The organism is Antarctobacter jejuensis (genome assembly GCF_052266595.1).
In the GTDB taxonomy this organism is placed as follows: domain Bacteria; phylum Pseudomonadota; class Alphaproteobacteria; order Rhodobacterales; family Rhodobacteraceae; genus Antarctobacter; species Antarctobacter jejuensis.
This window is the reverse complement of record NZ_JBQQXJ010000031.1, coordinates 1-23,336: the sequence shown is the minus strand read 5'-3', so window position 1 is coordinate 23,336 and position 23,336 is coordinate 1. Positions and strand designations below refer to the sequence as shown.

The following is a 23,336-nucleotide window of genomic DNA, read 5'->3' as shown; positions in this document are numbered from 1 at the left end:
GGCATGATGATCGACATTCTGCGGAAGAGCATCGAGCTCTTCCGTCTCATCCCGCGAAGTGACCTGGTCGCCAGGGTAACACCCGCACACCCGACGCCGGATCAGATCGTGCCTGGGGAGATGACTATCGTGCGCGATGGCGTCGACAAATGGGCCTGCTTCCACTGCCCCGGCGGGTGCGGCGAGACCATCAAGCTGTCTCTCAGCAAGAATCGGAGACCCAGGTGGACGGCCATGTCAGACTGGCTGAAGCGCCCGACGATCTCACCTTCGGTCCGTCAGACGAACGAGTGCCGATGTCACTTCTGGGTCCGACAGGGACGGATCGACTGGTGCAAGGACAGTGGCCGCAGGTCCGGATGACCGTCGGGTGTTCGGGCACGTTTGAGGACGACCAAAATCTTGTGCTTGATGGTATTCTTTTCTTCTTTGGGAACGGTCGTCTCCCATTCGTGCTGTGTGTTATATATGTGTTAGAATCTGTGTTACGCATTCTCTGATCGTTAAATATACCATATTTAACAGTTTCTTATTGAAAGACGATGCAGCTAATATCCCGATAGAGTGCAGCTGTTATCCGGAAAAGTGCAGTTGTTATCCCGATAAGACTTGCTGTGCAGCTGTTATCCCGATATTAACCTGGGTGCAGTTCATGTCCCGATAGGCTCCTTATGGAAGAAGACCATCGCCCCCTCCTCCCGGATCGGCATCCCCAAGCAAATCTGTTCATCTGCGATGTGGCCGATGCTGTCATCAAGAGCGACATGGCGTCCATGGAGCATCCGATCTTCACGTTGTCGAAGAAGCCCATCCGCGAGGTTAAACGATACGAGCATGGGGATGTCGTCCTGGAGGTTACGCCTGGCCCCAAGGGCATCGCCAACATCTATGACAAGGACATACTGATTTTTGCGATCAGCCAAATCATGGCGGCTCGGAACGAGGGTCGCCCGTATTCTCGTGAAATCCAGTTCCAGGCACAGGACTTCCTGGAGTTCAGCAACCGCCACACCGGCGGCCACGACTATGATTTGCTGCGTGACTCCCTTGATCGTCTGGATAGCACCCGTCTCAGAACGACTATCCGGACAGGCGGCGAAGAAACATGGGAGGCTTTCGGCCTTATTGACGGGGCAAAGATTAAGCGAAAACGTCATGACGGCCGCGTAACCGAGTGGGGCCTCAAGCTGTCGGAATGGCTGTTTAAGGCCATCGAGGCCAACGAAGTCCTGACCCTTCACCCAGACTACTTCCGTCTTCGCAAGCCAATCGAGCGCCGAATCTACGAGATTGCCCGAAAGCATTGTGGATCAAAGGATATGTGGCAGATCGGTCTCAAAAAGCTGCAAAAGAAGTGTGGTTCGCATGATGCCATACGCAATTTTCGGCTCGCCGTCCGTGCGCTGTGCGACTTTGACCACTTACCTGACTATTCAGTGAGCATGGAAGACGACATGGTGTCGTTTCGCAGCCGGGTGTCACATTCGCTCATCGTCGGCTCGGGATTTACGGCCAAGCTCCAGCCCGAAACCTTCGAGGCTGCGCGCCGAGCAGCTCCGGGATGGGATGTCTATGTGATTGAACAGGAATGGCGAGTGTGGGTCATGGGCTTGCTTGACCAGAGTATGGAGCCTCCGCGCAACCCTGACAGTGCATTCATCGGATTTTGCCGCAAGTGGGCCGCTCGCCAGAAGTGAGGCATATTATATGCCGTGATATTTAATGCAGCATATAATATGCCTCATATAAAAAATGACGTGACATATTTTGTAGCACGTCATAAAAAGTGGAAAACGATGGGCAGATCATGATTGTAAGCGTCCTTTCACCCAAAGGTGGCAGCGGAAAGTCCACAACGACACTGACCTTAGCCTCGGTCTTCGCAAAGAACGAAGACCTCTCGGTTGCGATCGTTGACGCAGATCCCCGGCAGAGCATCGCCCGCGTCTGGCTGGGAAAACGCAACCAAGAGAACCTCGGGGATGCGCCTTTCAAGGTGATCTCTGACCCTTCCGACAGCACCATTCTTGATACGTTGGAGGAGGCGGACGAAGCCCATGATCTGGTGTTCGTCGATCTCGAAGGCGTCGCGGGTTTAATGGCGTCCTATGCCGCCTCGGCGTCCGACCTCTGTATTGTCCCAATGCGTCCGAGTGCATTGGACGGTGATGCGGCAGGAGCCGCCTTGAAAATGATACGGGATGCCGGACGCGCCGCCAGAAGAACGATCCCGGCGCGCATTCTGATCACCCAGACAGACGCAGCTATCGTCACGACATCGTACAAGGAGTTGTTGGCTGAACTGGACGGGGCAGGGGTGGCGCGTCTTCAAACTGAGCTCATGCGAAGAGCCCCCTTTGAAAGAGTCATGGCCGAAGGCAGGACACTTTTCGAGCTGAAGGACAGTCAATCCGTGAAGAGCGCGATCAGCAATACGGCCAGGCTTGGCAAAGAGATGGCAGAGATACTGGAGGCACAATGATGGCGGGGACATTCCTGAACCTCGGTGACGATGATCAAGAGGACGGCCCGGAGCCAAAGATCGGGGCCGGGCTGAAACGCAAGAAGAAAGACCCACGTCCCAGAGCCGATGCTGAGGCCGTTGCAGCCGCAGGAAGGGCAAATGGCTTCAATCGCACAACGGGCACCGTTCAACCAACATCCGCACCGCGGCGTGGCCGCCCGCCACTAAATGAAAATATGACCTACTGGCGCATCTATGTGTCCGCAGATCTTAGAAATCAGCTGAACGATCTGCGAGACAAAGAGGGTCGGCGGCTCAATGACCTTTTGGCGGACATGCTGGAAGCCTACCGAGGCAAGGGGCGCTGACATGCGTGAGCATAGAAATCGATGAAGGCCTGACGCGTTTTTCCTGATCTGGTCAAGCATGATCAACAGGCAAGCTTAGCAGCGCCGCAAATCTGTCCGGGAAATGGGGACCACTTCACTCAGGAGTTGGAGCCTCCGGCAAACCCGGCGCGGTTCAGTTCACGCCGATAGCTAATAGGATCGCCGCGAGCGGAGCGAAAGGCCTGTTGGTCCTGGTTGGGCTGGATTGGCAGGTGCCAACGTCCCACCTCGCAAGAACGCCAAGCCATGGAAGCCCCCAGCTGACCTAATGACGTGATTGGAGAGTACGATGCCTGAACAACGAGTTAAGCGATCTGTGTCAATCTTTGCTGAAGCAAAAACCCGGCATCTGGAGCAGCTCGCCAAAAAGAAAGACCAGGAATCCGTTCCCTCCAGACATAGCTACTTCAAATTCGGAGGCTCTGGTTACTGGTCCAGTCTGGCTGCCTACATGTGCGCTGAATCCAGGGGTTTAAGCCGGGATGAATGGTACACAAACCTCCGCCAGCTCGAACAAGATGTCCATCGAGCAATTACAGAAGCCAACGCATGTGCAGCCGACGGCTCATCAAGTGCGGCTGAAATAGAAGCTGCAGATAAGCGGGCTAAGCAAGCGATCGAGGCTGCAGTCAGCTACCGGAAGCCGCCGAAGTGATTGACTTGACCGGCCAGAGGAAGGGGAACCCTCCCTGATCTCGGCGGATTATCCAAAGAGCCGCGAACGCTCTCAGTGAGAGGAAGGTTTCCGGCGTCTTTGATCTTCCAGCCGGCTGATCGGCTGCCCGGGAAGTCGGCGAGCAAGCTCATTATCTTCACGCATACCGTCAAAGATTCTCAGCGCCTGAGCAAATTTTGCCCGATCTCGACTTGGCATCCCTTCTGCTTTTTTCCGCGCCCAGCAAAGGTCCAGTTGGTCCGGGGTCCGGGCATCGGAGATCGCCCGGGTCTCAACCCGCCCGAGGCCTATTGTCCGAACTCCCCGCGCCTTGGCTTCCTTGCGCAGGGAAACCCAGGCCGCATTGGCGGGATCCGGGCGGGCAGCTTCCCGGCAAAGGGCAATTGTTCTTTCCAAGTCGGGGATCATGCGGATGATCGCTGTGTACTCCTCGTCGGAGAGCGCCCGGTCCTTGACCCAGGCAGGTTTGATATCGACCGGGCGCAACATGGCGCGGGTGGCCGGTTTCCGGATCGGTGCAAGCACGACCTTGATCTCGCGCGGCAGGTCCGCCCAAGCCTGGGACACGAGTTGGGCAGGATCAGGCGTTTCGGATGCTTCGCGCAGCAGGATACGGCGAGACGTGTTGCGAAACGTCTTCTCCGAATTCTCGGACAGGTCCGGACGCGTCGGTGTCCAGATCGCCCGCCAGGTCTGCAGAGCCAGGATCTCGGCTGGCGCCATGGTGTCGGCTTGGTCGATTCCGGAAAATCGCATCTGGTCCCAGAGCGCCTTGATTGCAGAGGCCTCGTCCGGGGTCTCGACCTGCAGAGCCGCGAGGGAGGCCGGGAGGCGGTCCGTGTCTTGCCGCGTACTGTAGGGGCGCAGGGTCGCCACAAACCGCTGCCGATACTGCATCCATGTACCGTCGCTGTGCCCGACGTCTTGCGCGGCAATCGCCGCAATCTGCGGCTCAAGCGCGAGCAGGTCGTCGGCGTCAGGATCTTCGAGGGATGTCAGTTCCCGGTCACGGATCACGCACCAGACACGCCGGACGGCAGATCTGTTTTGTTCTGGCGCCAGTTCCGACATGCGCGCCAGCGCCGAAGGCAGCGGTGTCTCGATGTTCCCGCGGATGTCGTAGACCGGAGCTGGGCCGATCCGGCAGGGAGGCAGCAGCCCGCTGGCCACGATCTCCTCGATGTCGAAAAGCGCATTGAACATCACAACGGCCCGGCGCAACCGCTGGCGCTTGAAACCTCCTGCAGCCTCGGCCTCCAGGTTCCAGACCCAGCCTGTCGTCACCTCGCGCGGCGCAAGACCTGCCTGCAGCGCCGGTGTCTTCAGGCCGCCCCAGCAGTGCTCGATATCCTGCCTGCGCCCGGCTTGACGGATGAGCACCCGCAGGTGTTCCCAGGGATCTTTCACATGACCGGCCGCGGCGAGGATCCGGATCACCGCTTTCCGGGCGATCTGATATGCCCGCGCGCTTGGGATATGCCTCTGGTCCAGCGCATCGACGCATTCGAAATCGTCGGGGAACCGAGACTCGAACTCCGAGGCGGACACCTGGTCGAGGCCACCGGCCGCGCGGCCGAACAGGTGCAAGGCAGCGATCTGCTGAGGTGTGAGCTTGGGTATCTGGGCGATATCGGCGAGGGTAAGCATGGCGAATTCCTCAGTCTGTGTCGGACACCCTGGGTGTCCGGTCAGGTCGGTCAAAAATGTCCAGGTTGCGGGCAGGGCTGTCGGGGGCGCGGATTTTTGCGGCGAACGTCACAGCAGGTCGGAGATGTCGCCGTCGCAGGCGGCGCGGATGGCCGCGGTCTTCTGGGCACGCGCGATGTTCTTCTGCTTCGCCTTTGAGGAGCGGTATTTGGCAATGACGGATGGAGACACCTGGTCGTTGGTGGCAGCGCCGTAGAGCAGGCCGAACTCCCCGTCGAACTCGTTGTAGATGATCGTGCGCGCAATATGGCCACCGGTGCCGACCACCGCCTCCCAGGCGCGCCCATACCAGCCGTAGGCGCATGGGCTGCCGTCGTAATTCACGTAGAGCGGGCGATGGGTCTCCACGGCGCGGTCGCGTATGGCGCCGAGATATCGTGGGTCCTGGTCCTGCAGGATCACGGCGTCGATGAAAGGGTTCATCTCGCGGGTGAGCGGGATGTCGAGTGGGTCCCGGTGGCGGCCGCGCAGCTTGGATGGCGTGTAGGCAAACCGGTAGGCGTCGCGCTCCCGATCGTAGTAGACGCCTTTCCCGAACACGTGGTTCCTGACCACGTCTTCCGGCCTGGCGGTGACCAATGATCCGATCCCGATCGCCGCGGCCCGGTTGCGGGCTTCGTGACGCTTGTCCGGCCGTTGCAGCTGTCTGGCGTCCTCAAGCAGGGTCATGGCTTGCGCGAGCGTGTCCGAACTCGACCCGATCCCGGCGATTTTTGCGAATTTCAGCGCGCTCTGGCCGTTTTCCAGCCCGGTCAGCACGTCGTAGGTCACACTCAGCGCGTCATAGACACTTTGCGGAAGGCCGTGGGCCCGGGCGAACCGCCGCATCTCTTCCCAGGCCGTGCGCAGGTAGGACCAGCGGGGCGATCCGTCATTTTTGGCGGCTGAGCGGGCCCGCATGTCCTGGTAGAGCGCCTTTTGCGCCTCTGATGACGCCAGATCGATCGGGACGGCTGCCTGCTGTGCCGACCAGGCGAACATGCCGAGACGCTGCGTCATGCGATCGAGGATACACGCGGCGAAAATGCCCTCGTCGCGCAGCCGGTGCAGTGTGGTCTGCCAATCTGCAGGCAGGTCCTCGAACGGCACGGAGACCGAGCGCGTATAGTCCCGGTTGCGCCCTTTTGTGACACCGGCGAATCCAGCGCGATGCGCGAGATGCTCGGCCTCTTCGGTGCAGAGCCGCAAGAGATCCGGGCCAGCTCCGAAGCGTAAAAAGGCCCGCTGGAGGGTCCGCAGATCTGCGGCGGCGGCCTCAGTCAGGCCCGCATAGGCGCAAATATCCGCCCGAACAGGCGTCTCAATGCCATGCTCGACCCGGAACGCCATGAAGGCTGCGAGCGCCCGGAGTTCCGGATCCGGCATGGCCTCCAGGGCAGGATGATCGAGAAGGTGCACCATGTGTGGCTGGCGCAAGAGGATCGCGCGCGGCATCATCGCTTGGCTCTCGCACGAGCAACGGCGCGTTTCTGCCCTTCCTCGAAGATCTTGCGCTTGTTCAGCCAGGCATAGTTGCGCTGACAGACCGCTGGCGTGTTGCCGAGCATGTCCGCCGCGAGCTGCAGATTGCTCCAGTCCTGATCGAGCAGCAGCGTCGCGTAGCCATGGCGCCAGTTGTGAAACGTCATCGGGAGTTTGGTCTCACTGGCGGCGCGCTGAAACCATCGGTCAAACGTGCCGCGATCGAGATGGGTTCCCGCTGTCTGGATTCCAGGGAACAGGTGGATGTTCAGGGCCTCCGCCTTTTCGTCGGCGAAGAAGAGCGGCCTGATGACTTTCAGATACCAGGCGATCACCTGCGGCCCGTAGAGAGCCTTGTTCAGGGTGGTGGGTTCGGCTTCCTCGCCGTTCTTCATCTCCTCGGCTGGCATCCAGAACGAATAGCCGGGGTGGTTTTTGGAAGGCGTCGCGAAATTCTTGCGCGACCCCCGCAGGCGTTGACTGAGAACGTTTGCCATCCGGATCGGACGCCCGGCGACCTCTATGGCCACCGCGGCCGCACAGGTGCCGAGCTGCCGGACGCGGATGCGCTCCGTGCCGGTGAGGTCCCGCCCCTCGGCCCTGGCGGCATCGAGAATGTCCTGGGCCTTGGTCTGGAAGATGCGGTGCATGTTCCAGAAGGTGCGTTCCTTGGCGAGGTCGGCGAGAAGCGACTTGCACCAGGCTTTGTTGGCCTGGGTCATGCCTGTGCTGAGTTCCTTGCCATCCTTCAGGAACTTGCTGTTTTTCAGCTTCTGTGCCGTGTCCCGAGGCAGCAGCTCGTTGCGGCCGAGCACGACCATGATCTCGGCGTAATAGTCATAGGCACTGGCCTGGCTGAGCGTGCCGGGCAAGTGCTCCAAGGCATCGGTACGCCGGAGCGTGGCCGCCAGATGCTCATAGTCGAACAGGCCTGCGAGGTCGTTGACCTGGGTGAGGTCGGTGATCGGAAGATAGTCCCGGGTGGGGTCGGCCGGGCAGTGGGGCAGGGCGCGCAGGTGATGGCGCAATGCCGAGAGGTAATGCTGTCGGGTCCGCTCGGTGACGATTTGTGAATCCTCACCTGCCACGTCGTCTCGTTCCAAGCTGGCTCGGTCGACCAGCTGGGCGAGAAAGGCCTCCACATGATCCGGCAGTGCCTGGAGGTCGCGGCGCGTCGGGAGGACCGGAACCAGGCTCTTGGGCAGCAGGGCAGCGAGCTCCGGGATGAACCTGTAGTCGTTCAGGAAGCGCTGGCCCCGGCGTATGGTGTCGCGGTCCTGCGGCACGTTGAGGGCGTTCTCCAACCGGTCGATCGCATCCTCGTTGGCGAGCTCCCAGGGGTCGATCTCCGCACTGCGGGCCAGGTCTGCGAGTTTCAAGAGCGCGGAGAGGGCGGCGGCATGCACGAGTCCGCCCTCCACGGTGTGTGTCTTGGCCGCCGCGAGCAGTTCCGCCCAGCCATCGACCTGGTCGCGCAGGGCGGCCTTCCGGGCCCTCAGGCCGGTTGCGATCTCAACCGAACGGCGCAGATCCGCGCGCCATTTCTTGTAGGGTTCGAGCTTCTGCCCGAGATCCGGACGCGGGTGCCTGCCGTTCTTGACCCTGGGGAAGTGCTCCTCGATCCAGGCGAGGTCCGCCGGCAAGGCACAAAGCGGGGTGCCGTGCATGTGGCGGACGAGGGTGGTCAGCGCCTGTCGCAGGTAGGCAGGCCCGTTGGTGTCGATGTGGTCGAGCACGTCCTCCATCGTCTGGGCGTGAGAGGAGACAATCGGGGTCGGACCGGTGGAGGGGAAGAGGTCTGTCATGGTCATGATTTCCATATTGGCGACTTCCTGTCGAACAGAAGCCGGATCCGCGTTTTCGGGTTATTTCCGCGTTTTCGGGGTAAAAAGCGGATCTGGCGTATGTTTCCCCGAGCCGGAAACGCAGGACAGTTCCGCTTTTTTCCACTCACTCGGATTTTGTCCGGGGCTGGGGGAAGAGAGGCTGAAAAAGCGCTTTTTCCCCGGCTGTGGCTGGGCCGGGCTGCGCCTTTGACGCCCGGGAGGCCGGCGCGGGAGACGGAGCCTCCGCGTAGCGCGGCAGATCGAGCAGAAGGCCCTCCTGGCCCCACAGGCGGACATCGAGCGGGCGGTAGAGCCGCATCTGGCCGAAGCTGATTACGGGAAAGGGCAGGGTGGCGCGCCCCTGCCGCAGGGCCTTCGACAGGGTGTCGGGCGTCTGGCCCAGGGCGCGGGCCATCGCGGGGAATTTCCAAAGCGGCTCTTTCAGGGCCTCTTCGAGATTGTTGATCTCGTTCAGGATCGGCGAGGCCGGGTGCCGCGCCTGGAGTTCGAGGAGGTGGTGCGGCAGCTGGGCGCTGTCGATCCCGTGTATCCTGCGCCAGACCTGGCGCCAGGAATAGCGCCCGGCCATGGGCGTCAGGCCCGCGGCCAGCGCTTTCCGTGCTGTGACCTCGGCCCCGGCAAGATGCGCGCTGAGGTCTTTCAGGTTCGGCGCCTTGGGCTGTGGCTGCGATGGGTGAAACATGCGTGGTCTCCTGTTTCGCAGGAGATGGTCCCTCTGACGTTTGCGCAAAAAAGGGGTTGGATTCGAGCTTTGCGCAAAGTCAGAGCGGCCAAGACGTTCCGCTCTGGGGGGCGATTTAGCTGAAATCCATGGTCTCACACCAGCGCGGCTGGAAGTAAATCAATACAAAACAGCATCTTGAATGAAAACTCATCTCGCTAACTCACCATCATCACTTTTCACTTGATTGAAAATTAGTGATGAGGGTATGATATCAATATCACCTGGAGATCAATCATGCAGCTCACTCGCCACGCCTCTCGCCGCATTCAGCAGCGCGGTATCCCGGTCGACATCTTGAAAATCCTGCACGCCTACGGCGCGGCAAGACACGCTGGCAACGCAGTGAGCCTGATGCTCGATGCCCAGACAATAATGCTGGCGAGTGAGGATGACCGGCACCTCCGTGCCAGACTGGAGAAATACGCCGGATGCTACGCCATCATTGCCGATGGCGAACAGGCCGTGACCGTTGCAAGGCGCCGTCGACGCTTCCGGGGAGATGTCTCGGGCAGGGCCTCCCGCAGGCCCACCCGTCGCTGAAGAAACTGACAAGCCAATCAGGAGTGTTCCGACCTTGAAACAAGACCTTTCCATCGCACGTTCCATGCTCCCCAGAATAACGGCGCAAGCTCTTCGTGATCCGCTTTCCAACCCCAACCTGGTACTGGAAAAAGAAGGGCCAATCACGGTTCTCTACGCACCGTTTGACCATATCGAGATGACAGCACGACTGGTTGTCCTCGGGATCACGCCGGGGATGACGCAAGCCGTAAACGCGCTGAAAGCGGCATCGTTCTGTTTGGCCCAAGGCCAAAACATCGAGCAAAGCCTCAAGGCGGCCAAGCTGACCGCGGCGTTCTCAGGCGGTGCGATCCGCAACAATCTGGTTGCCATGCTCGATGCCATCGGTGTCGCACGTCACTTCGATGCCGTCAGTACGGCCGAGATGTTCCGTCCGGGAGCCACCGATGTGCATTTCACATCCGCCCTGCGTTACCCGGTCTTCGTGAACGGCAAGAACTACAACGGCACCCCGGACATGCTGCAAACCCGGGTTCTGCGCCGCCAAATCGACACGCACTTGATGGAAGAGGCGCGGGCGCTGCCCCGGGCCATCTGGCTGCCGCTGGGCCCCAAAGCCGAAAGCGCCGTGTCTCACCTGGTGCGCAACGGCCTCCTCGAAGGGAACCGGGTTCTCTCCGGCTTGCCGCATCCAAGCGGAGCCAATGCCGAACGCGTGGCGGTCTTCCTCGGCAAGAAACGCCCGGAAAACGCGTCGAACCGGACCAATCCTGCGCCTCTGCTTGCAGCCCGCGAACGCCTGACCTCACAGATCACCCACTTGGACAAAGGAAAAGCAGCGTGAGCAAGACCGGAGAAATTCCTTACACCTGGGCAGAGATCGAGGCCCAGGTCAGGGAGGCCATTCGCTGCCAGGCCAGCATCCTGGAGGTGTACGGACCTTCCCTCAAGGACGGCAACATCGTGATGGATTTTCTGGGACTGCCTCGCGAACTCTATGATGACTGCGAGTTTTCCCTCGAAAGCCCTCCCGAATTCGAGCTGCAATGGCACGCGCTCTATAATCTGGCAAAACATGCCTACCGCTATGCATATCAGCTCGATGGCTGGTGGGATTGCACCGTGGAGGTTTGGCACGAGGTCGATGGATTGTTGCAGGGCTACCCCGAAGCCGATGCGAATTGTGAACCATCGCCCTTCTCCAACCTGCACGATTTCCCGCTGAGACGAATGTTCGAAACCTTCTTTGCCCGATACAGCCTCTTCGGTGGAGAAGTGCTTGTATCCATGGATCTCAGCATCCGGGAACTTTCTCTCCTCGCGAACATGACCGTGCCGGCGGTTCGAACGTCGCTCAGCAAGGAGGGCTTCAAACTTGAACGTGTTCACGAAAAGATCGCTGGCCGACCTGATGACAAGGCGTTCCGGCTGAAGGCCGGAGATGCGCTGCTCTGGCTGTCAAGAAGGCGCGGTTTCATCCCACAGAGAACCCTCCCTGAGGGGATAGCGGTGCAGGAGAAAATTCTTCAACTCCTGTCCAACGAAACCATGCCTTTCCACATGCGTTTGGGACAAGCTGTCAATCTTGTGGACCAGGATGCCGCAGCGTTTGCTGCAGCATCAGGCATCGACGCCAACTGGTTATCTGCCTTGCTTGCCGGGAAGGCCGTATCTCCGGAGATCGAATTCCTGCGCGCTCTGGCTGATGCCCTTGATGTGCCAGCACCCGCATTTGTCGGAGCTGGAGTGCGCCACCTCTTGTCAATAGAAGCGGCGGTCGCTTCGGAGAAGCCGTGAATGACCTACCCTCCGGACAATCCCTCACCATGAAGAAAGCATGCTCAACCCTTGGGTGGGTGTCGCCATAAAGGCGGCTCAGAGATTTTGTGAACTGGCTTCCCCTGCAGAATCCCCATTACAGTCCCCAATATGTGAGATTAACTTCCCCAAAAAATCCCCCAATTTGCGGGTGCTTTCTGTCAAAAGGTTGAGCATCTTGAGTGCAGACAACCAAGGAAGACATCATGCTTACCCACTGCACTCAACACGCCGAGCAACGCGTTGCGCAGCGCAACGTTTCTCTCGAAGCTCTTGAAATTCTGATTTCTTTTGGCACGGATCTCCCGGCGGGGCAGGGTCGTGTTTGCCGCGAGCTCCATGCGATACAAGCTGCCGAGCTGCGGGCGGAGGGCTATTGTGCTGCCCTCGTTGATAAGGCGCTACGCATTGAGGCAATCCTGTCCGCCGACGGCGTGTTGATTACCTGCTACCAGCGCACGCCGCGCGCCCGCATTGGGCGCGCGCCGCGCCGACGGTCCGCGCGCAAGGCGCATTGGCCCCGTCGTGGAGGGCGCGCGTGATGGATCGTGTCATTGATGCGCGCGGGCGCTTTCCGACGTCTCCTCGGAAGACCGGGAAGGAAGTCAATCCCGAAGAGCTCCGCGCCCGGCGGGCGCGGCGCCGACGCAGTGAAGCAGAAAGCCTGCGGGCGCATCTGACCGCATCCAGCCGTCTCTCCGTGGAGGATCGTCGGGTTCTCGCACGTAACCTCGGTCGCGCGATCGAACGCAAAGCGCCGGAAGCCACGACGCAGGTCGCCGGCCGTCTATTCCGCCTTGTTTACGGCGAAGAGGGCGGCCCATCGCGCGACAAGAAGCGCAAACGTTATATCCGCTTTGACAGTGACCTCATGGGAAGCCACGAGCAAGGCAACGAGTATGCCGCCAATGGGCGCGACTTCCTGAAGTTGGCTGAAGGGCTGGCAATACTGTTTGAGGGTGACCAGGTGCCTGTGGCGTCCTGTGATCAGATGCTCCTTATTGTGTGTGAAGGTGCGTCGTTCGCACCGTCCCGCCCCAGTGTTCCGGATGACATCGGTGCCCTTGATAGCCTGCGCCAGGTCATGGACGCCCTGACAGACCGGATCACGCGCGAGACGGACTTGCTTGCTTATTTCGAAGAGATGCCCGGGTATGCGGTCCGCGTACATCCGCAGGAGGATGCGGGTTTCTCGCTCCGATCAGTGCCTGACCTGCACCTGAAATTTCCAAGCGTCGAGTGGTATGAGCACGCCCCCAAAGAGTTGGACGCTCCGTTGAGCGGGAAATTCAGGCGCCTTGGACTGGATGGCTTCGATACAATGGGCGCGCTCGTGCCGCATCTGCGGCTGGCGCGCATCTACGTTCCGCGCAACATGCTTTGCCTTCCTGCGATGGTCGAAACGCAGGCACTGGAGGATCTCCGTACACGAACGCTGTCCCAGATCGAACTGGCAGCCGCAGAGGAGTTTCGTACGGAGACTATCGCCCATCTCTACGGTCCGGAGCGCGCCATGGAGGCCGCCATCCAGGCATGGCGCGACCACCAGGAGTACGTCCTGTGGCGAGGCGCTCTGGAGGAGGCCGGGTTTGATCCGGATCGGATTGACTGGTTGTCGTTTGAAGATCCTGGGGACCGGTCTGCCCTGCATGGAGCGGAGTGGCGCACGTTCTGGCAAACCATGACGGTTGACCTGATCCTGGTCGCCGATGGGCGGCCGGATGCCCTGCACTGGGGATTGTCTGTCAGCGATCCTCTCCTGTCTGAACCGTGGGACGCACAGCGGGATCTGCTTGTTCCCAAGGATGACGACCACCCCGATCGTCACATCGACAACTGCATTGCTCTGGACGAAGACGCGGGCTGGGGGCCATGGTTTCCCGCTGGCCAGTATAGTCACGTGTGCCGCGGCTTCAGCCATAGCTATGCGACGGACACTGTTGTGAACATGCAGATGGAAGAGTGGCAAAGCGATGGCTGGTACCAGTTCGCAGATGATATTCCGGATGCGCTGACGGGCTTTGACGAACACGCCATCCTTCCCCTCCAGTCCGAGAAAGCCTGGTCGCTCCTGACGCTTCCGATGCAGGACTGGAAGGTGCCACACCCGTCCGTCATCGGCGGACGCATGCCGCCGTCCGAGCAACTCCCATGTCTACGCCCCTTGTTTGACGCGCCACGGGAATGGACGCCGGCGCCGGACGGCACGTTGGCTTCGGCTATCCTGGCAGGCCTGGCTTACGGCGAAGGTCCTGACCGCCTCGACGAGAAGATACTGGCCGAGGTGAACAACCGTGTCCGCTGCTTTCGCGATATGAAGCAGGATCTTGCCTCCAGCTTTGATGCAGCACTTGCTGCGCGGGGGTACAAGCCGGAGGCATAGTTCCGATATATTGCCCTTTAGCCCGTGGAGCTCTCGCGGATTGATGCCGCTCCTTGGACAGCATTTTCGGCACCAACGATGATGAGCTAATGAACTGAAATAGAACGATGAATTTCGAAACCTGACCTGCTTGTCTCTCTTCCAGATGTCAGAAATCGTCATCAACAGGCAACGCCGCAATTTCCTCAGGCGTCATTCTCCGAGGCGGCGGATCGGTGATCTCGGGCGGCCCGAAACTTTTTCCAGAGAGCGCCAATTCGATGCGAGAAACCATCCGGTTTTTCTGTTGCACCGTCAGTCCGTGTCGACGTGCTGCACTCACAGAATAGACGTCGCCGCCGGTCGGCTCCACGCGATAGCCCAAAGCCTCCAGCGCGCGCGTCGCTTGTAGACGAAGTGTTCGACGGACTTCCGGAACATCATTGTAGACAACTACATGAGATATGAGGCGCTCGTCGGGAACGTAGTTCCGGTCAACCTCCAACGGCCCGACCATCCCCTGCGACTCGAGCCACACGGCAGCATCCCTAAGGTCGAGAGGAAGCTCCTTTGAACTCGGCATGTGGGTTCACTTGCCTTTTCCGGAGTCTTCCTCCTCAAGAGGCTTACGCCAGTTTCCTGGCACTGGATAACCTTGTATTATCAGCGTCTTCGTCTCCATGTTTTCAGACATATCATCAATCTCCTCGAAAGACTACGTCGGAGGATCGGCAGTGTTCATTTGAACCGGATCATCTCGTCCCGCTGAACTGCAACTGGAACAGACCCAAGGCATTCACCACCTCGTGCTTTGTCGCCTCGGTGCGTTCTCGCGCCCGTTCGGTGCCGTTTTTGATCACATCAAGAATGTATCCACGGTCCTCGGAAAGTTGCGCCCTGCGCGCGCGAATTGGGGCGATGAGGTCTTGAAGGATGCCTTCCAGACGCGCCTTGATCTTGCCATCGCCAAGCCCGCCGCGCTGATACTGCGCCTTGAGGTCGGCAAGCTCGGTCGGGTCCGGGTGGAAGGCGTCAAGATAGGCAAAGACAACGTTGCCCTCGACACAGCCCGGGTCCTCGACGCGCAGGTGGTTCGGATCGGTGAACATCGCCCGGACGGCATTTCGGATCTCATTGGGCGACGCGGAGAGGGCAATGGCGTTGCCACCGGATTTCGACATCTTGGCCTTGCCGTCAATGCCAGGCAGACGACCGGCCTTCGGGATGATCGCCTGCGCTTCGGGCAACACGGGGCTGCCTGCAGTTGCATTGATGCGCCGCACGATCTCGTTCGTTTGCTCGATCAGAGGGGCCTGATCCTCGCCGACCGGCACAACCGTCGCCTTGAAACCGGTAATGTCCGCCGCCTGCGCCGCCGGATAACACAGAAATCCGGCGGGAATGTCGCGCCCGAACCCGCGCGCGCGGATTTCGTCCTTGATCGTCGGGTTCCGTTCGAGCCGTGCGACCGTGACGAAGTTCAGGTAGAGCATCGACAGCTCCGCCAGCGCCGGAAGATGCGATTGCAGACAGATCGTCGTCCGATTGGGATCGATGCCTACAGCCAGATAATCGAGGGCGACCTCGATCACACTGCGCCGCACCTTCTCCCGATCATGGGCGTTGTCGGTTAGAGCCTGGGTATCCGCCAGCAACAGAAATTGTTCATGGCTGTCCTGATAGCGCAGCCGGTTGGCAAGCGAGCCCGCAAAGTGCCCGATGTGCAGCGGCCCGGTGGTGCGGTCACCTGTCAGAATGGTTGGTTTGTTCATTTTGCGTGTTCTCTTGAAACGAGAGGCCGCGCATCGGGAAGCTTGGAAAACAAAAGGCCGCCCATGCGGCGGCCTCGGAATACGTTTTTGGTCATCCGGCCACCCTGTCAGGAGGCCAGCCACCAAGTCGGAGCGTTGTGCATCGCGTTTTCCATGTGAAGCTGCCTATCGACGGCGAGGTAACTCGTCAATCAAATGGTAGAAAAAGGCCAATGTTCATGTTCGAGATGCCTTGTCACTCAGATGACCGGTGCAAACCAAGAAACAATGGGTAAAGGGCTTCAGATGTCGCGCGATAGCAGATTCCTGTCTCTCATTTTGAGGCACAAGCCTGAGCAAATCGGGTTGACGCTCGATCGTGCGGGCTGGGTGGACATCGACAAACTACTACGTGCGCTCAAGCGGTCAGGTCGACGCTTGTCGCGAGAGGATCTGGAAATGGTCGTAGCCGAAAACGACAAGAGGCGGTTTACGATCTCCGAGGACGGTTGCCGCATTCGAGCCGCCCAGGGTCATTCGGTCGAAGTAGATCTGGGGATTCCGGCTTCGCCACCACCAGACATCCTGTATCACGGGACTGCACGGAACAATCTCGACGAGATCTACCGTACAGGCATCCTTCCTCGCCGCCGGAGGCAGGTTCATCTCAGCCCCGATGTCGAGACTGCGCTCGCGGTCGGACAGCGTCATGGCAAGCCGGTCGTCTTGCAAGTTGCCGCAGCCTTGATGGCTTCGGAGGGGCACAACTTCTATCTTGCGGACAACGGGGTGTGGCTCACAGATAGGGTTCCGCCGAAATTCCTTGGATTCGCAGCCAACCCAGTTGCGAGCTGACCACTGCGCTGCTCGACCGCCTGACCCATCGCGCCTGCGGCTTGCTGCCGTCGGTCGAATTCCGGAGGCCCGGCTCGATTTCAAGTCAGACGCAACATTCAATTGGAGGGCGGCAACAAGTTTCTTTGCAAGATCCGGATGCAGCCAAGGTCATTGAATCTTTCCATTTCCTTGTCCGACAGATAATTTTGGCACCTTACCGCCAAAGGCGAAGTCTCTGCGAAGCGGAGATCCTGGAAAGATAGATCCTTCATCGGGTATCCAAGATCAGGATGGGCTATGACAACCCGCCACGCGATCAGATCAGATGGATCTGAAAAGAGAACATTCAAATGAGCTTCCATGACATCAAGCTGGGCGCGCGCCTTTTCTGCCTTTTGTTGCGCAACAATGGTCATCGTTTTCTGACGGCTCAGCTGATCTTCGAGGTCTTTGATATCGTCCTTGGACAAATTTATCTTGGCCTCGCTCTCCGCCATGTAGACGCGCACCTGACTTTCGAAATCTGACCGCTGATCCCGCAACGCTTCTTCCGCGTCTTTCACCTTTTTCTCGAGGGCCGAAATTACGTTCAAGCTCTCTTGCGCGGCAACAGGCAGGAAATATGACAAGGCGAGCGTCATGATCTCGGTTCTGTCTTCGCAGGGACCGACAAGCAAACCGTCGCTGGACAGGAGCTCCAAGCTCAGCACCCCGCCTTTTTCTCGCAGGAAGCCCAACATCGTCGTGCCAGGGAGCGACAGAGAAAGGGCGTTGTTTTCCGTTTCGCGGGCCTGGAACGGAAGACGGGAGAAGACCTCCATTTCGCCTTCGGCACCTCGAAACAGTAGTGTGATCGTATCGGCGACCTTGTTACTTCCGATTTCGGACAATTTGCATTCTATGCCAAAGGTATCGCCGAGGAGTGCGCTCATTCTCTCGTCATCCAGACGCTTGAGAGGCTCAGTGGCCTTGGGTGCAACCGCTTGTTCGGAAGATACAGTGCTCGCGATCGACACAAGCAGAATTGCCGCGGAAAGGAATACAGGAAACAATCGCATGAAGACCTCGCTTTCCGGCCAAGGTTAGGGTGATGAAATTGCGAGGACAAGGTGAAGCCCTGCAGACAAGCCGAGTCAGCCTCAAGGCTTCGGGTGGAGGACCGAATGGAATGGTAATCCCCGTTTTTTTTGCAGGGGGTCGGTCGTAAAATATTCGCAGCCGGCTTTGGTTTTCAGGACCGAGAAGAAAGCGATCCGCTCCTTGGGCCCGAGGCCTGGTAATCCCCCCATTTTTGCGGGGGCTTGGTCGTAGAATTTACGCGGCCATCTTCAGTTTCTGTGCAGGTGTCATCCCGCCGTTGCCCATATTTGGACGCTCATGGTTGTAGGACCAGAGCCACTCGGTGGCAATCTGCTGGACCTCCTCGATGCTTTCGAAAATGTACAGGTCCAGCCATTCGTGCCGGACCGTCCGGTTGTAGCGCTCGACATAGGCGTTCTGCTGGGGCTTGCCGGGTTGGATGTAGGTCAGGGCGATGCCCCTGTTCTCAGCCCATTCCATGAGGGTGCCGCTGATGTATTCCGGGCCGTTGTCGACACGAATTGTCCCAGGGGCACCACGCCATTCGATGATCTGGTTCAGGGCTCGAACGACCCGCTCCGCAGGCAGTGAGAAGTCGATCTCGATGCCCAGTCCTTCGCGGTTGAAGTCATCCAGAACGTTCAGGAGGCGGAATTGCCGTCCATCCCCGAGCCTGTCGGCCATGAAATCCATCGACCAGACCTCGTTCGGGGCCTCCGGCACCGCCAGTTCGTCCGGTTTTTCCCGCTTCAGCCGTTTACGCGGTTTGATCCGCAGGTTCAGTTCCAGCTCGCGGTAGATCCGATACACCCGCTTGTGGTTCCAGCAATGCCCCTGGACGTTGCGCAGGTACAAAAAGCACAGGCCAAAGCCCCAGGTCTTCTTCGCCTTCGTCAGCCCCAGAAGCAGGTCAGCGATCTGCTCGTTCTCGTCGTCCAGCCTGGGACTGTACCTGTAGCAGGTCTCTCTGACGTCGAATGCCCGGCACGCCAGCGCGATGCTGACGCCCTTCATCGCCACCGCTTTCACGGCCAGCTCCCGGCGTTGAGCTGGCCGTCTCATTTTTTTCCGAGCGCCTCCTTGAGCAGGTCGTTCTGCATGCTGACGTCAGCATACATGCGCTTCAGTCGGCGGTTCTCTTCCGCCATCGCCTTCATCTCGCTGATGAGGCTGGCGTCCATGCCGCCGTACTTCGCCCGCCATTTGTACAGCGTGGCGCTGCTCATGCCATGTTCGCGGCACAGCTCGGCAGCAGGCACACCGCCCTCCATCTGGCGCAGCACAGCCATGATCTGCGCTTCGGTGAAACGTGTCTTCTTCATCGGAATCTCCTCGTTCATCCTGCCGAGAAAATTCTACTTCCGCATCCCCTTAAGATCGGGGGGGATTACCGCCTTTATTCGTAGCCCCGCTTCGCTTTTTCCATCTGTATGCTGAACCGCGCGTCCTTTGCTTGGGCCTCCTCGTCGAACCAGTCGATGCGGATTTGGCCCGGCTGGCCGACCCTGCCCCACTCCCGGACAAGGGACCAGTCGCCGAAGAGGCCGGGCATGAGCTCCATGCGGTAAAAATGCCGGGCGGCACTCTCTGGCTCCATTTTCGTGAGATCCATGGCTACCTCCACATCCTGACTGCGATGTCCTGTTCTTCTTTGCCGACTGCATCCGCATAGATCGCCGTCGTCGACAATTGCGCATGACCAAGCCAGCGTTGCAACAGGTGCAGAGGCACACCCTGGACCGTCGCATGCACGCCGAACCCATGGCGTAACCCCTTGGGCGAGCGATGCGGCGCATCCGGTATGCCTGCCTCGATCATGATCCGCTTGACGATTTGCCAGACGCGTACCCGGCTGATCCGCCAGATCGGGATCTGGGCCAGCTTGCGCGACTTCTGGGCCTCTCTGATGCCATGCGCGGTGTTTAGCGTGTCCAGGTAGTCCGGCGGCACCGGCACGGAGCGGAAGACGCTCTTCTGACGGCCCTGCGCATCCTTGCGCTTCTTCAAGCTGCGGATCGTGAGGGTGCCAGCGGATAGGTCAACGCGGGCGGGAGTGATCTCGATGAGTTCGGACGGTCGGCACCCAGTCCAGTGCAAAGTCTCGCACAGAGTCCGGTCCCGCGCCGGCTGACGCCGGGCCGCCGCAAGGAAGGCGGCCCGCTCTTCGGCGTTCAGATAGAGCCGGTTTCCCTGGGGGTTGTGGAGGCGCATTTGTGACATGGCAACAGATTGCCCGAATACTGTTAACCAGAGAAGCCCGATCGCCCTCGGGATCGTGCCTGGCCGCCCGGCTTGGCAGCCCGTGCGCTTAACAGAATTGATAATACTGTTAAGTAAAGCTCTGCGACGCTCGCGAACCGGCCTCGGCCGCAATTTCGTGATATGCTGCCGCTACAGCGTTTTCGGAAAAAAAAAGTAGGTGGTCTCGTAATGGCTCCAGTTCGGCTTTAGTCCACAGCCAACGCGCCGAGAGATACTCGGCAACCGGATCGTAGCCAAACTGCACTCGATCACCCGTTCTTGTCTCATTGACGAGCCCGGAGGAGACAAGTCGGTCGATGAGCGCCGGCGGTGGCACTTCTTGCGCGTTGGCTTCATCCATGAAAGGCATTCTGTCGGCCTCGCCTGAAAGCACTCCGCGGAGATGCAGTCGGTCGATCTCAAGAGGCCTTCCTTCTTCGCGGGTTGACTCGATGGCTGCAATCGAGGCGGCCCGCAACATATCGGATTTGCTGAGATCAACCCGGCCTTCGCGGAGCGCTTCAAGGTAGTGGAGAACAAGGTCGACCTTATCGGTCGAGGCCAAGTCATTCGCGACCGCTTGCTCGATGGCAAAGCGGAGAAAAAGAGGGCTCGGTAGTGGCTCGCGCGCAACGAGGGACGCAACCCGCGCCGCCACTTTGTCTTCGGCCCCCGACGCGTAGGTCGCGATGAAGTGCGGCACGTCCTCTTTGCGGATGGGCGAGGGTGTGATCCTTTGAAAGCGGCCCCACACAGCGCCTTTAGGCGGCTCCGCGCGCGAGGTGACAATGAGGTGGCGAAAGTGGCCAGCCTGAACGGCACGTGTTACATGCTCCACGGCATCCGGCATGCGGCGCTCGCTCAAGGAATCGATGATCGGGCAAACGAGTCCCATGGCACCCAAGGTGCGGGCCATTTCCTCTGTCGGTCCACGCAGGGCATCGGGTAATCGAAGCTGGCGACTGACTTCATCTGCCAGTGTGCCGTCCCAGTCAGCGTCCACGAGTATGGGTATTGGCCGCCGCCTCTTGCCCGCCAAGTGCGTCCGGGCAATTTGATAGGCCAGGGCGCTCTTGCCACTGCCGCCGACACCATCGATCCATACGACTGCTCGCCGCCGCAGATTATTTTCGAAATCATTCATCTGTTGGTCGTGGCCAAGTGGACTGTATGACGCGCGCTCGCAAACAGGTTTGCGAGTGAGAAAACATGTACGCTCAAGCTCCTGACGGTGCCGTCGCATCCACGCGCGAAGTGGACGGCGGGTCTGACCGAGCCACCCATAGAAGGTGAGAACGCCCAAAAACCACTTCCAGGGAGGAGGCTGAGGCGCTCCCACCAAGGGCATCGCACTTGCAGCAAGCCGTGCTGGCACAAGAAGCCAAAGGCCCGCCGCCGACAATACGATAAGCGCCCAGACCAACCCTGGCCAAAAGGGAGCCTTGAGCCAGCCAAGCTCTGCATAAAAGATCCGGACGCGCGTATAGCTGTCTATTCCAATCTGTCTTAGGCGTGACCAGGGTGTGTAAGCGTCGAATAGGACTTCCGCCAACCGTTCCGGCGTGATGGAGGGCACGGCGCCAATCCGCGTGAGCAACGTACCATCTTCTCCAAAGGCCCTGACAAGCCGGTGGAGGTCAGCTGTTGGAGCAAAGACGCCCTCATCGGTCAGCGCCACTAAACCATCCTGATGAAGGAAGATTGCCCCTTTTTCGCGAAATCCGCCATCCAGAATGGCGATCCGATCCGAGCATAGAATTGCCCAATGCATTGCGGTCACAAATCGTATGTCGTGAGCTTGGCAATGGTAAACTACATGTGAAGATCGCTCTTCACGCTCCCAGAGCCGCACGGTTCCGTCGGCGCTGCCGGAGACGATGCGGTCGCCGGAGGGGCTGAAGGCGACGCTATGGACAAGGCCCTTGTGCCCCACGAAGGGTGCCGCAGCCTGGGTGCCGTCGAGATGCCACAGCAGCACAGTTCCGTCGAAACCGCCGGAGACGATGCGGTCGCCGGAGGGGCTGATGGCGACGCTATGGACCCAGTGACCGTGCCCCACGAAGGGTGCCGCGGCCTGGGTGCCGTCGAGATGCCACAGCCGCACGGTTCCGTCGGTACCGCCGGAGACGATGCGGTCGCCGGAGGGGCTGAAGGCGACGCTATTGACAAAGTGACCGTGCCCCACGAAGGGTGCCGCGGCCTCGGTGCCGTCGAGATGCCACAGCCGTAGGGTTCCGTCGTCGCTGCCGGAGACGATGCGGTCGCCGGAGGGGTTGAAGGCGACGCTATTGACACCGGCCTCGTGCCCCACGAAGGGCGCCGCGGCCTCGGTGCCGTCGAGATGCCACAGCCGTAGGGTTCCGTCGGCACCGCCGGAGACGATGCGGTCGCCGGAGGGGCTGAAGGCGACGCTATTGACCCATTCACCGTGCCCCTCGAAGGGTGCCGCGGCCTCGGTGCCGTCGAGATGCCACAGCCGCACGGTTCCGTCGTCGCTGCCGGAGACGATGCGGTCGCCGGAGGGGCGGAAGGCAACGCTATGAACCGAGTGACCGTGCCCCTCTAAGGGTGCCGCGGCCTGGGTGCCGTAGAGATGCCACAGCCGTAGGGTTCCGTCGGTGCTGCCGGAGACGATGCGGTCGCCGGAGGGGCTGAAGGCGACGCTATTGACCGAGTGAACGTGCCCCACGAAGGGCGCCGCGGCCTGGGTGCCGTCGAGATGCCACAGCCGCACGGTTCCGTCGGTGCTGCCGGAGACGATGCGGTCGCCGGAGGGGCTGATGGCGACGCTATTGACACCGGCCTCGTGCCCCACGAAGGGCGCTGCGGCCTGGGTGCCGTCGAGATGCCACAGCCGTAGGGTTCCGTCGACACCGCCGGAGACGATGCGGTCACCGGAGGGGCTGAAGGCGACGCTATGGACCCATTCACCGTGCCCCTCGAAGGGTGCCGCGGCCTCGGTGCCGTCGAGATGCCACAGCCGCACGGTTCCGTCGTCGCTGCCGGAGACGATGCGGTCGCCGGAGGGGCTGAAGGCGACGCTATGGACACGGCCCTTGTGCCCCACGAAGGGTGCCGCAGCCTGGGTGCCGTCGAGATGCCACAGCCGTAGGGTTCCGTCGGCACCGCCGGAGACGATGCGGTCGCCGGAGGGGCTGAAGGCGACGCTATGGACAAGGCCCTTGTGCCCCACGAAGGGTGCCGCAGCCTGGGTGCCGTCGAGATGCCACAGCAGCACAGTTCCGCCAGCACCGCCGGAGACGATGCGGTCGCCGGAGGGGCTGAAGGCGACGCTATTGACCGAGTGACCGTGCCTCACGAAGGGTGCCGCGGCCTCGGTGCCGTCGAGATGCCACAGCCGTAGGGTTCCGTCGTCGCTGCCGGAGACGATGCGGTCGCCGGAGGGGCTGAAGGCGACGCTATTGACACCGGCCTCGTGCCCCACGAAGGGCGCCGC

22 protein-coding genes are annotated in these 23,336 nt (G+C 60.3%); 11 read left to right on the top strand and 11 right to left on the bottom strand.

Annotated elements, in window-relative coordinates; translation table 11 throughout:
* Positions 1-3 precede the first annotated feature (3 nt).
* The 5 genes from ACTXGA_RS23885 to ACTXGA_RS23865 all read left to right on the top strand — a co-directional run bounded on the left by ACTXGA_RS23885 (position 4) and on the right by ACTXGA_RS23865 (position 3,508).
* On the top strand, positions 4-363 hold the full coding sequence (locus tag ACTXGA_RS23885; RefSeq protein WP_443397223.1) for a ubiquitination-like system serine protease family protein: 360 nt from the start codon (positions 4-6) through the stop codon (positions 361-363).
* Positions 364-671: 308 nt separating this feature from the next.
* Positions 672-1,697 (top strand): replication initiator protein A, encoded by a 1,026-nt coding sequence (locus ACTXGA_RS23880; RefSeq protein WP_443397222.1) that lies wholly within the window; start codon positions 672-674, stop codon positions 1,695-1,697.
* Between the two features lie 110 nt (positions 1,698-1,807).
* Complete coding sequence (locus ACTXGA_RS23875) at positions 1,808-2,482, top strand: nucleotide-binding protein (RefSeq protein ID WP_443397221.1); 675 nt, start codon at positions 1,808-1,810, stop codon at positions 2,480-2,482.
* Positions 2,479-2,832, top strand: coding sequence for a hypothetical protein (locus ACTXGA_RS23870; RefSeq protein ID WP_443397220.1), 354 nt, complete (start codon positions 2,479-2,481; stop codon positions 2,830-2,832). Before ACTXGA_RS23875 ends, ACTXGA_RS23870 begins: the two co-directional genes overlap by 4 nt.
* A 310-nt stretch (positions 2,833-3,142) precedes the next feature.
* On the top strand, positions 3,143-3,508 hold the full coding sequence (locus tag ACTXGA_RS23865; RefSeq protein WP_443397219.1) for a hypothetical protein: 366 nt from the start codon (positions 3,143-3,145) through the stop codon (positions 3,506-3,508).
* Positions 3,509-3,580: 72 nt separating this feature from the next.
* Here ACTXGA_RS23865 and ACTXGA_RS23860 read toward each other — a convergent pair whose 3' ends face one another.
* The 4 genes from ACTXGA_RS23860 to ACTXGA_RS23845 all read right to left on the bottom strand — a co-directional run bounded on the left by ACTXGA_RS23860 (position 3,581) and on the right by ACTXGA_RS23845 (position 9,226).
* The gene (locus ACTXGA_RS23860; RefSeq protein WP_443397218.1) at positions 3,581-5,176 is read right to left on the bottom strand and encodes a hypothetical protein; all 1,596 of its coding nucleotides are present in this window, start codon (positions 5,174-5,176) and stop codon (positions 3,581-3,583) included.
* A 108-nt stretch (positions 5,177-5,284) separates the two neighbouring features.
* Positions 5,285-6,673 (bottom strand): hypothetical protein, encoded by a 1,389-nt coding sequence (locus tag ACTXGA_RS23855; RefSeq protein WP_443397217.1) that lies wholly within the window; start codon positions 6,671-6,673, stop codon positions 5,285-5,287.
* On the bottom strand, positions 6,670-8,517 hold the full coding sequence (locus ACTXGA_RS23850; RefSeq protein ID WP_443397216.1) for a site-specific integrase: 1,848 nt from the start codon (positions 8,515-8,517) through the stop codon (positions 6,670-6,672). The genes ACTXGA_RS23855 and ACTXGA_RS23850 overlap by 4 nt, the downstream gene beginning before the upstream one ends.
* 130 nt (positions 8,518-8,647) lie before the next feature.
* Positions 8,648-9,226 (bottom strand): hypothetical protein, encoded by a 579-nt coding sequence (locus ACTXGA_RS23845; protein WP_443397215.1) that lies wholly within the window; start codon positions 9,224-9,226, stop codon positions 8,648-8,650.
* Between the two features lie 276 nt (positions 9,227-9,502).
* On the opposite strand from ACTXGA_RS23845, the gene ACTXGA_RS23840 reads away from it, so the two are divergent.
* The 5 genes from ACTXGA_RS23840 to ACTXGA_RS23820 all read left to right on the top strand — a co-directional run bounded on the left by ACTXGA_RS23840 (position 9,503) and on the right by ACTXGA_RS23820 (position 13,991).
* A complete protein-coding gene (locus ACTXGA_RS23840) occupies positions 9,503-9,808 on the top strand; it encodes a hypothetical protein (RefSeq protein ID WP_443397214.1) in 306 nt (101 codons plus the stop codon).
* Positions 9,809-9,842: 34 nt separating this feature from the next.
* A complete protein-coding gene (locus ACTXGA_RS23835) occupies positions 9,843-10,634 on the top strand; it encodes a hypothetical protein (RefSeq protein ID WP_443397213.1) in 792 nt (263 codons plus the stop codon).
* Positions 10,631-11,587, top strand: a complete 957-nt coding sequence (locus ACTXGA_RS23830) for a helix-turn-helix domain-containing protein (protein ID WP_443397212.1) — start codon at positions 10,631-10,633, stop codon at positions 11,585-11,587. Before ACTXGA_RS23835 ends, ACTXGA_RS23830 begins: the two co-directional genes overlap by 4 nt.
* A 203-nt stretch (positions 11,588-11,790) precedes the next feature.
* Positions 11,791-12,150 carry a hypothetical protein gene (locus ACTXGA_RS23825; RefSeq protein ID WP_443397211.1) on the top strand — a complete coding sequence of 120 codons (360 nt, stop codon included), beginning with the start codon at positions 11,791-11,793 and terminating at the stop codon, positions 12,148-12,150.
* Positions 12,150-13,991, top strand: coding sequence for a hypothetical protein (locus tag ACTXGA_RS23820; RefSeq protein WP_443397210.1), 1,842 nt, complete (start codon positions 12,150-12,152; stop codon positions 13,989-13,991). Before ACTXGA_RS23825 ends, ACTXGA_RS23820 begins: the two co-directional genes overlap by 1 nt.
* A 148-nt stretch (positions 13,992-14,139) precedes the next feature.
* On the opposite strand, the gene ACTXGA_RS23815 is transcribed toward ACTXGA_RS23820, so the two are convergent.
* Complete coding sequence (locus ACTXGA_RS23815; RefSeq protein WP_443397209.1) at positions 14,140-14,553, bottom strand: hypothetical protein; 414 nt, start codon at positions 14,551-14,553, stop codon at positions 14,140-14,142.
* Between the two features lie 169 nt (positions 14,554-14,722).
* A complete protein-coding gene (gene trpS, locus ACTXGA_RS23810; RefSeq protein ID WP_443397208.1) occupies positions 14,723-15,865 on the bottom strand; it encodes a tryptophan--tRNA ligase in 1,143 nt (380 codons plus the stop codon).
* A gap of 120 nt (positions 15,866-15,985) precedes the next feature.
* On the opposite strand from trpS, the gene ACTXGA_RS23805 reads away from it, so the two are divergent.
* Positions 15,986-16,576 (top strand): RNA 2'-phosphotransferase, encoded by a 591-nt coding sequence (locus ACTXGA_RS23805; protein ID WP_443397207.1) that lies wholly within the window; start codon positions 15,986-15,988, stop codon positions 16,574-16,576.
* 98 nt (positions 16,577-16,674) lie between these two features.
* On the opposite strand, the gene ACTXGA_RS23800 is transcribed toward ACTXGA_RS23805, so the two are convergent.
* From ACTXGA_RS23800 to ACTXGA_RS23780, 5 genes are all read right to left on the bottom strand, one after another.
* Positions 16,675-17,616: an SH3 domain-containing protein gene (locus tag ACTXGA_RS23800; RefSeq protein ID WP_443397206.1), complete on the bottom strand. Its 942-nt coding sequence runs from the start codon at positions 17,614-17,616 to the stop codon at positions 16,675-16,677.
* Between the two features lie 256 nt (positions 17,617-17,872).
* A protein-coding gene (locus ACTXGA_RS23795; protein ID WP_443397205.1) for an IS3 family transposase occupies positions 17,873-18,960 on the bottom strand; the annotation gives its coding sequence in 2 pieces (ribosomal slippage) (positions 17,873-18,699 and positions 18,699-18,960; 1,089 coding nt in all).
* 74 nt (positions 18,961-19,034) lie between these two features.
* Positions 19,035-19,250, bottom strand: coding sequence for a WGR domain-containing protein (locus tag ACTXGA_RS23790; protein ID WP_443397204.1), 216 nt, complete (start codon positions 19,248-19,250; stop codon positions 19,035-19,037).
* A 2-nt stretch (positions 19,251-19,252) separates the two neighbouring features.
* Positions 19,253-19,858 carry a tyrosine-type recombinase/integrase gene (locus ACTXGA_RS23785; RefSeq protein ID WP_443397203.1) on the bottom strand — a complete coding sequence of 202 codons (606 nt, stop codon included), beginning with the start codon at positions 19,856-19,858 and terminating at the stop codon, positions 19,253-19,255.
* A gap of 109 nt (positions 19,859-19,967) precedes the next feature.
* Positions 19,968-23,324 carry a hypothetical protein gene (locus ACTXGA_RS23780; protein WP_443397202.1) on the bottom strand — a complete coding sequence of 1,119 codons (3,357 nt, stop codon included), beginning with the start codon at positions 23,322-23,324 and terminating at the stop codon, positions 19,968-19,970.
* Between the last annotated feature and the right edge of the window lie 12 nt (positions 23,325-23,336).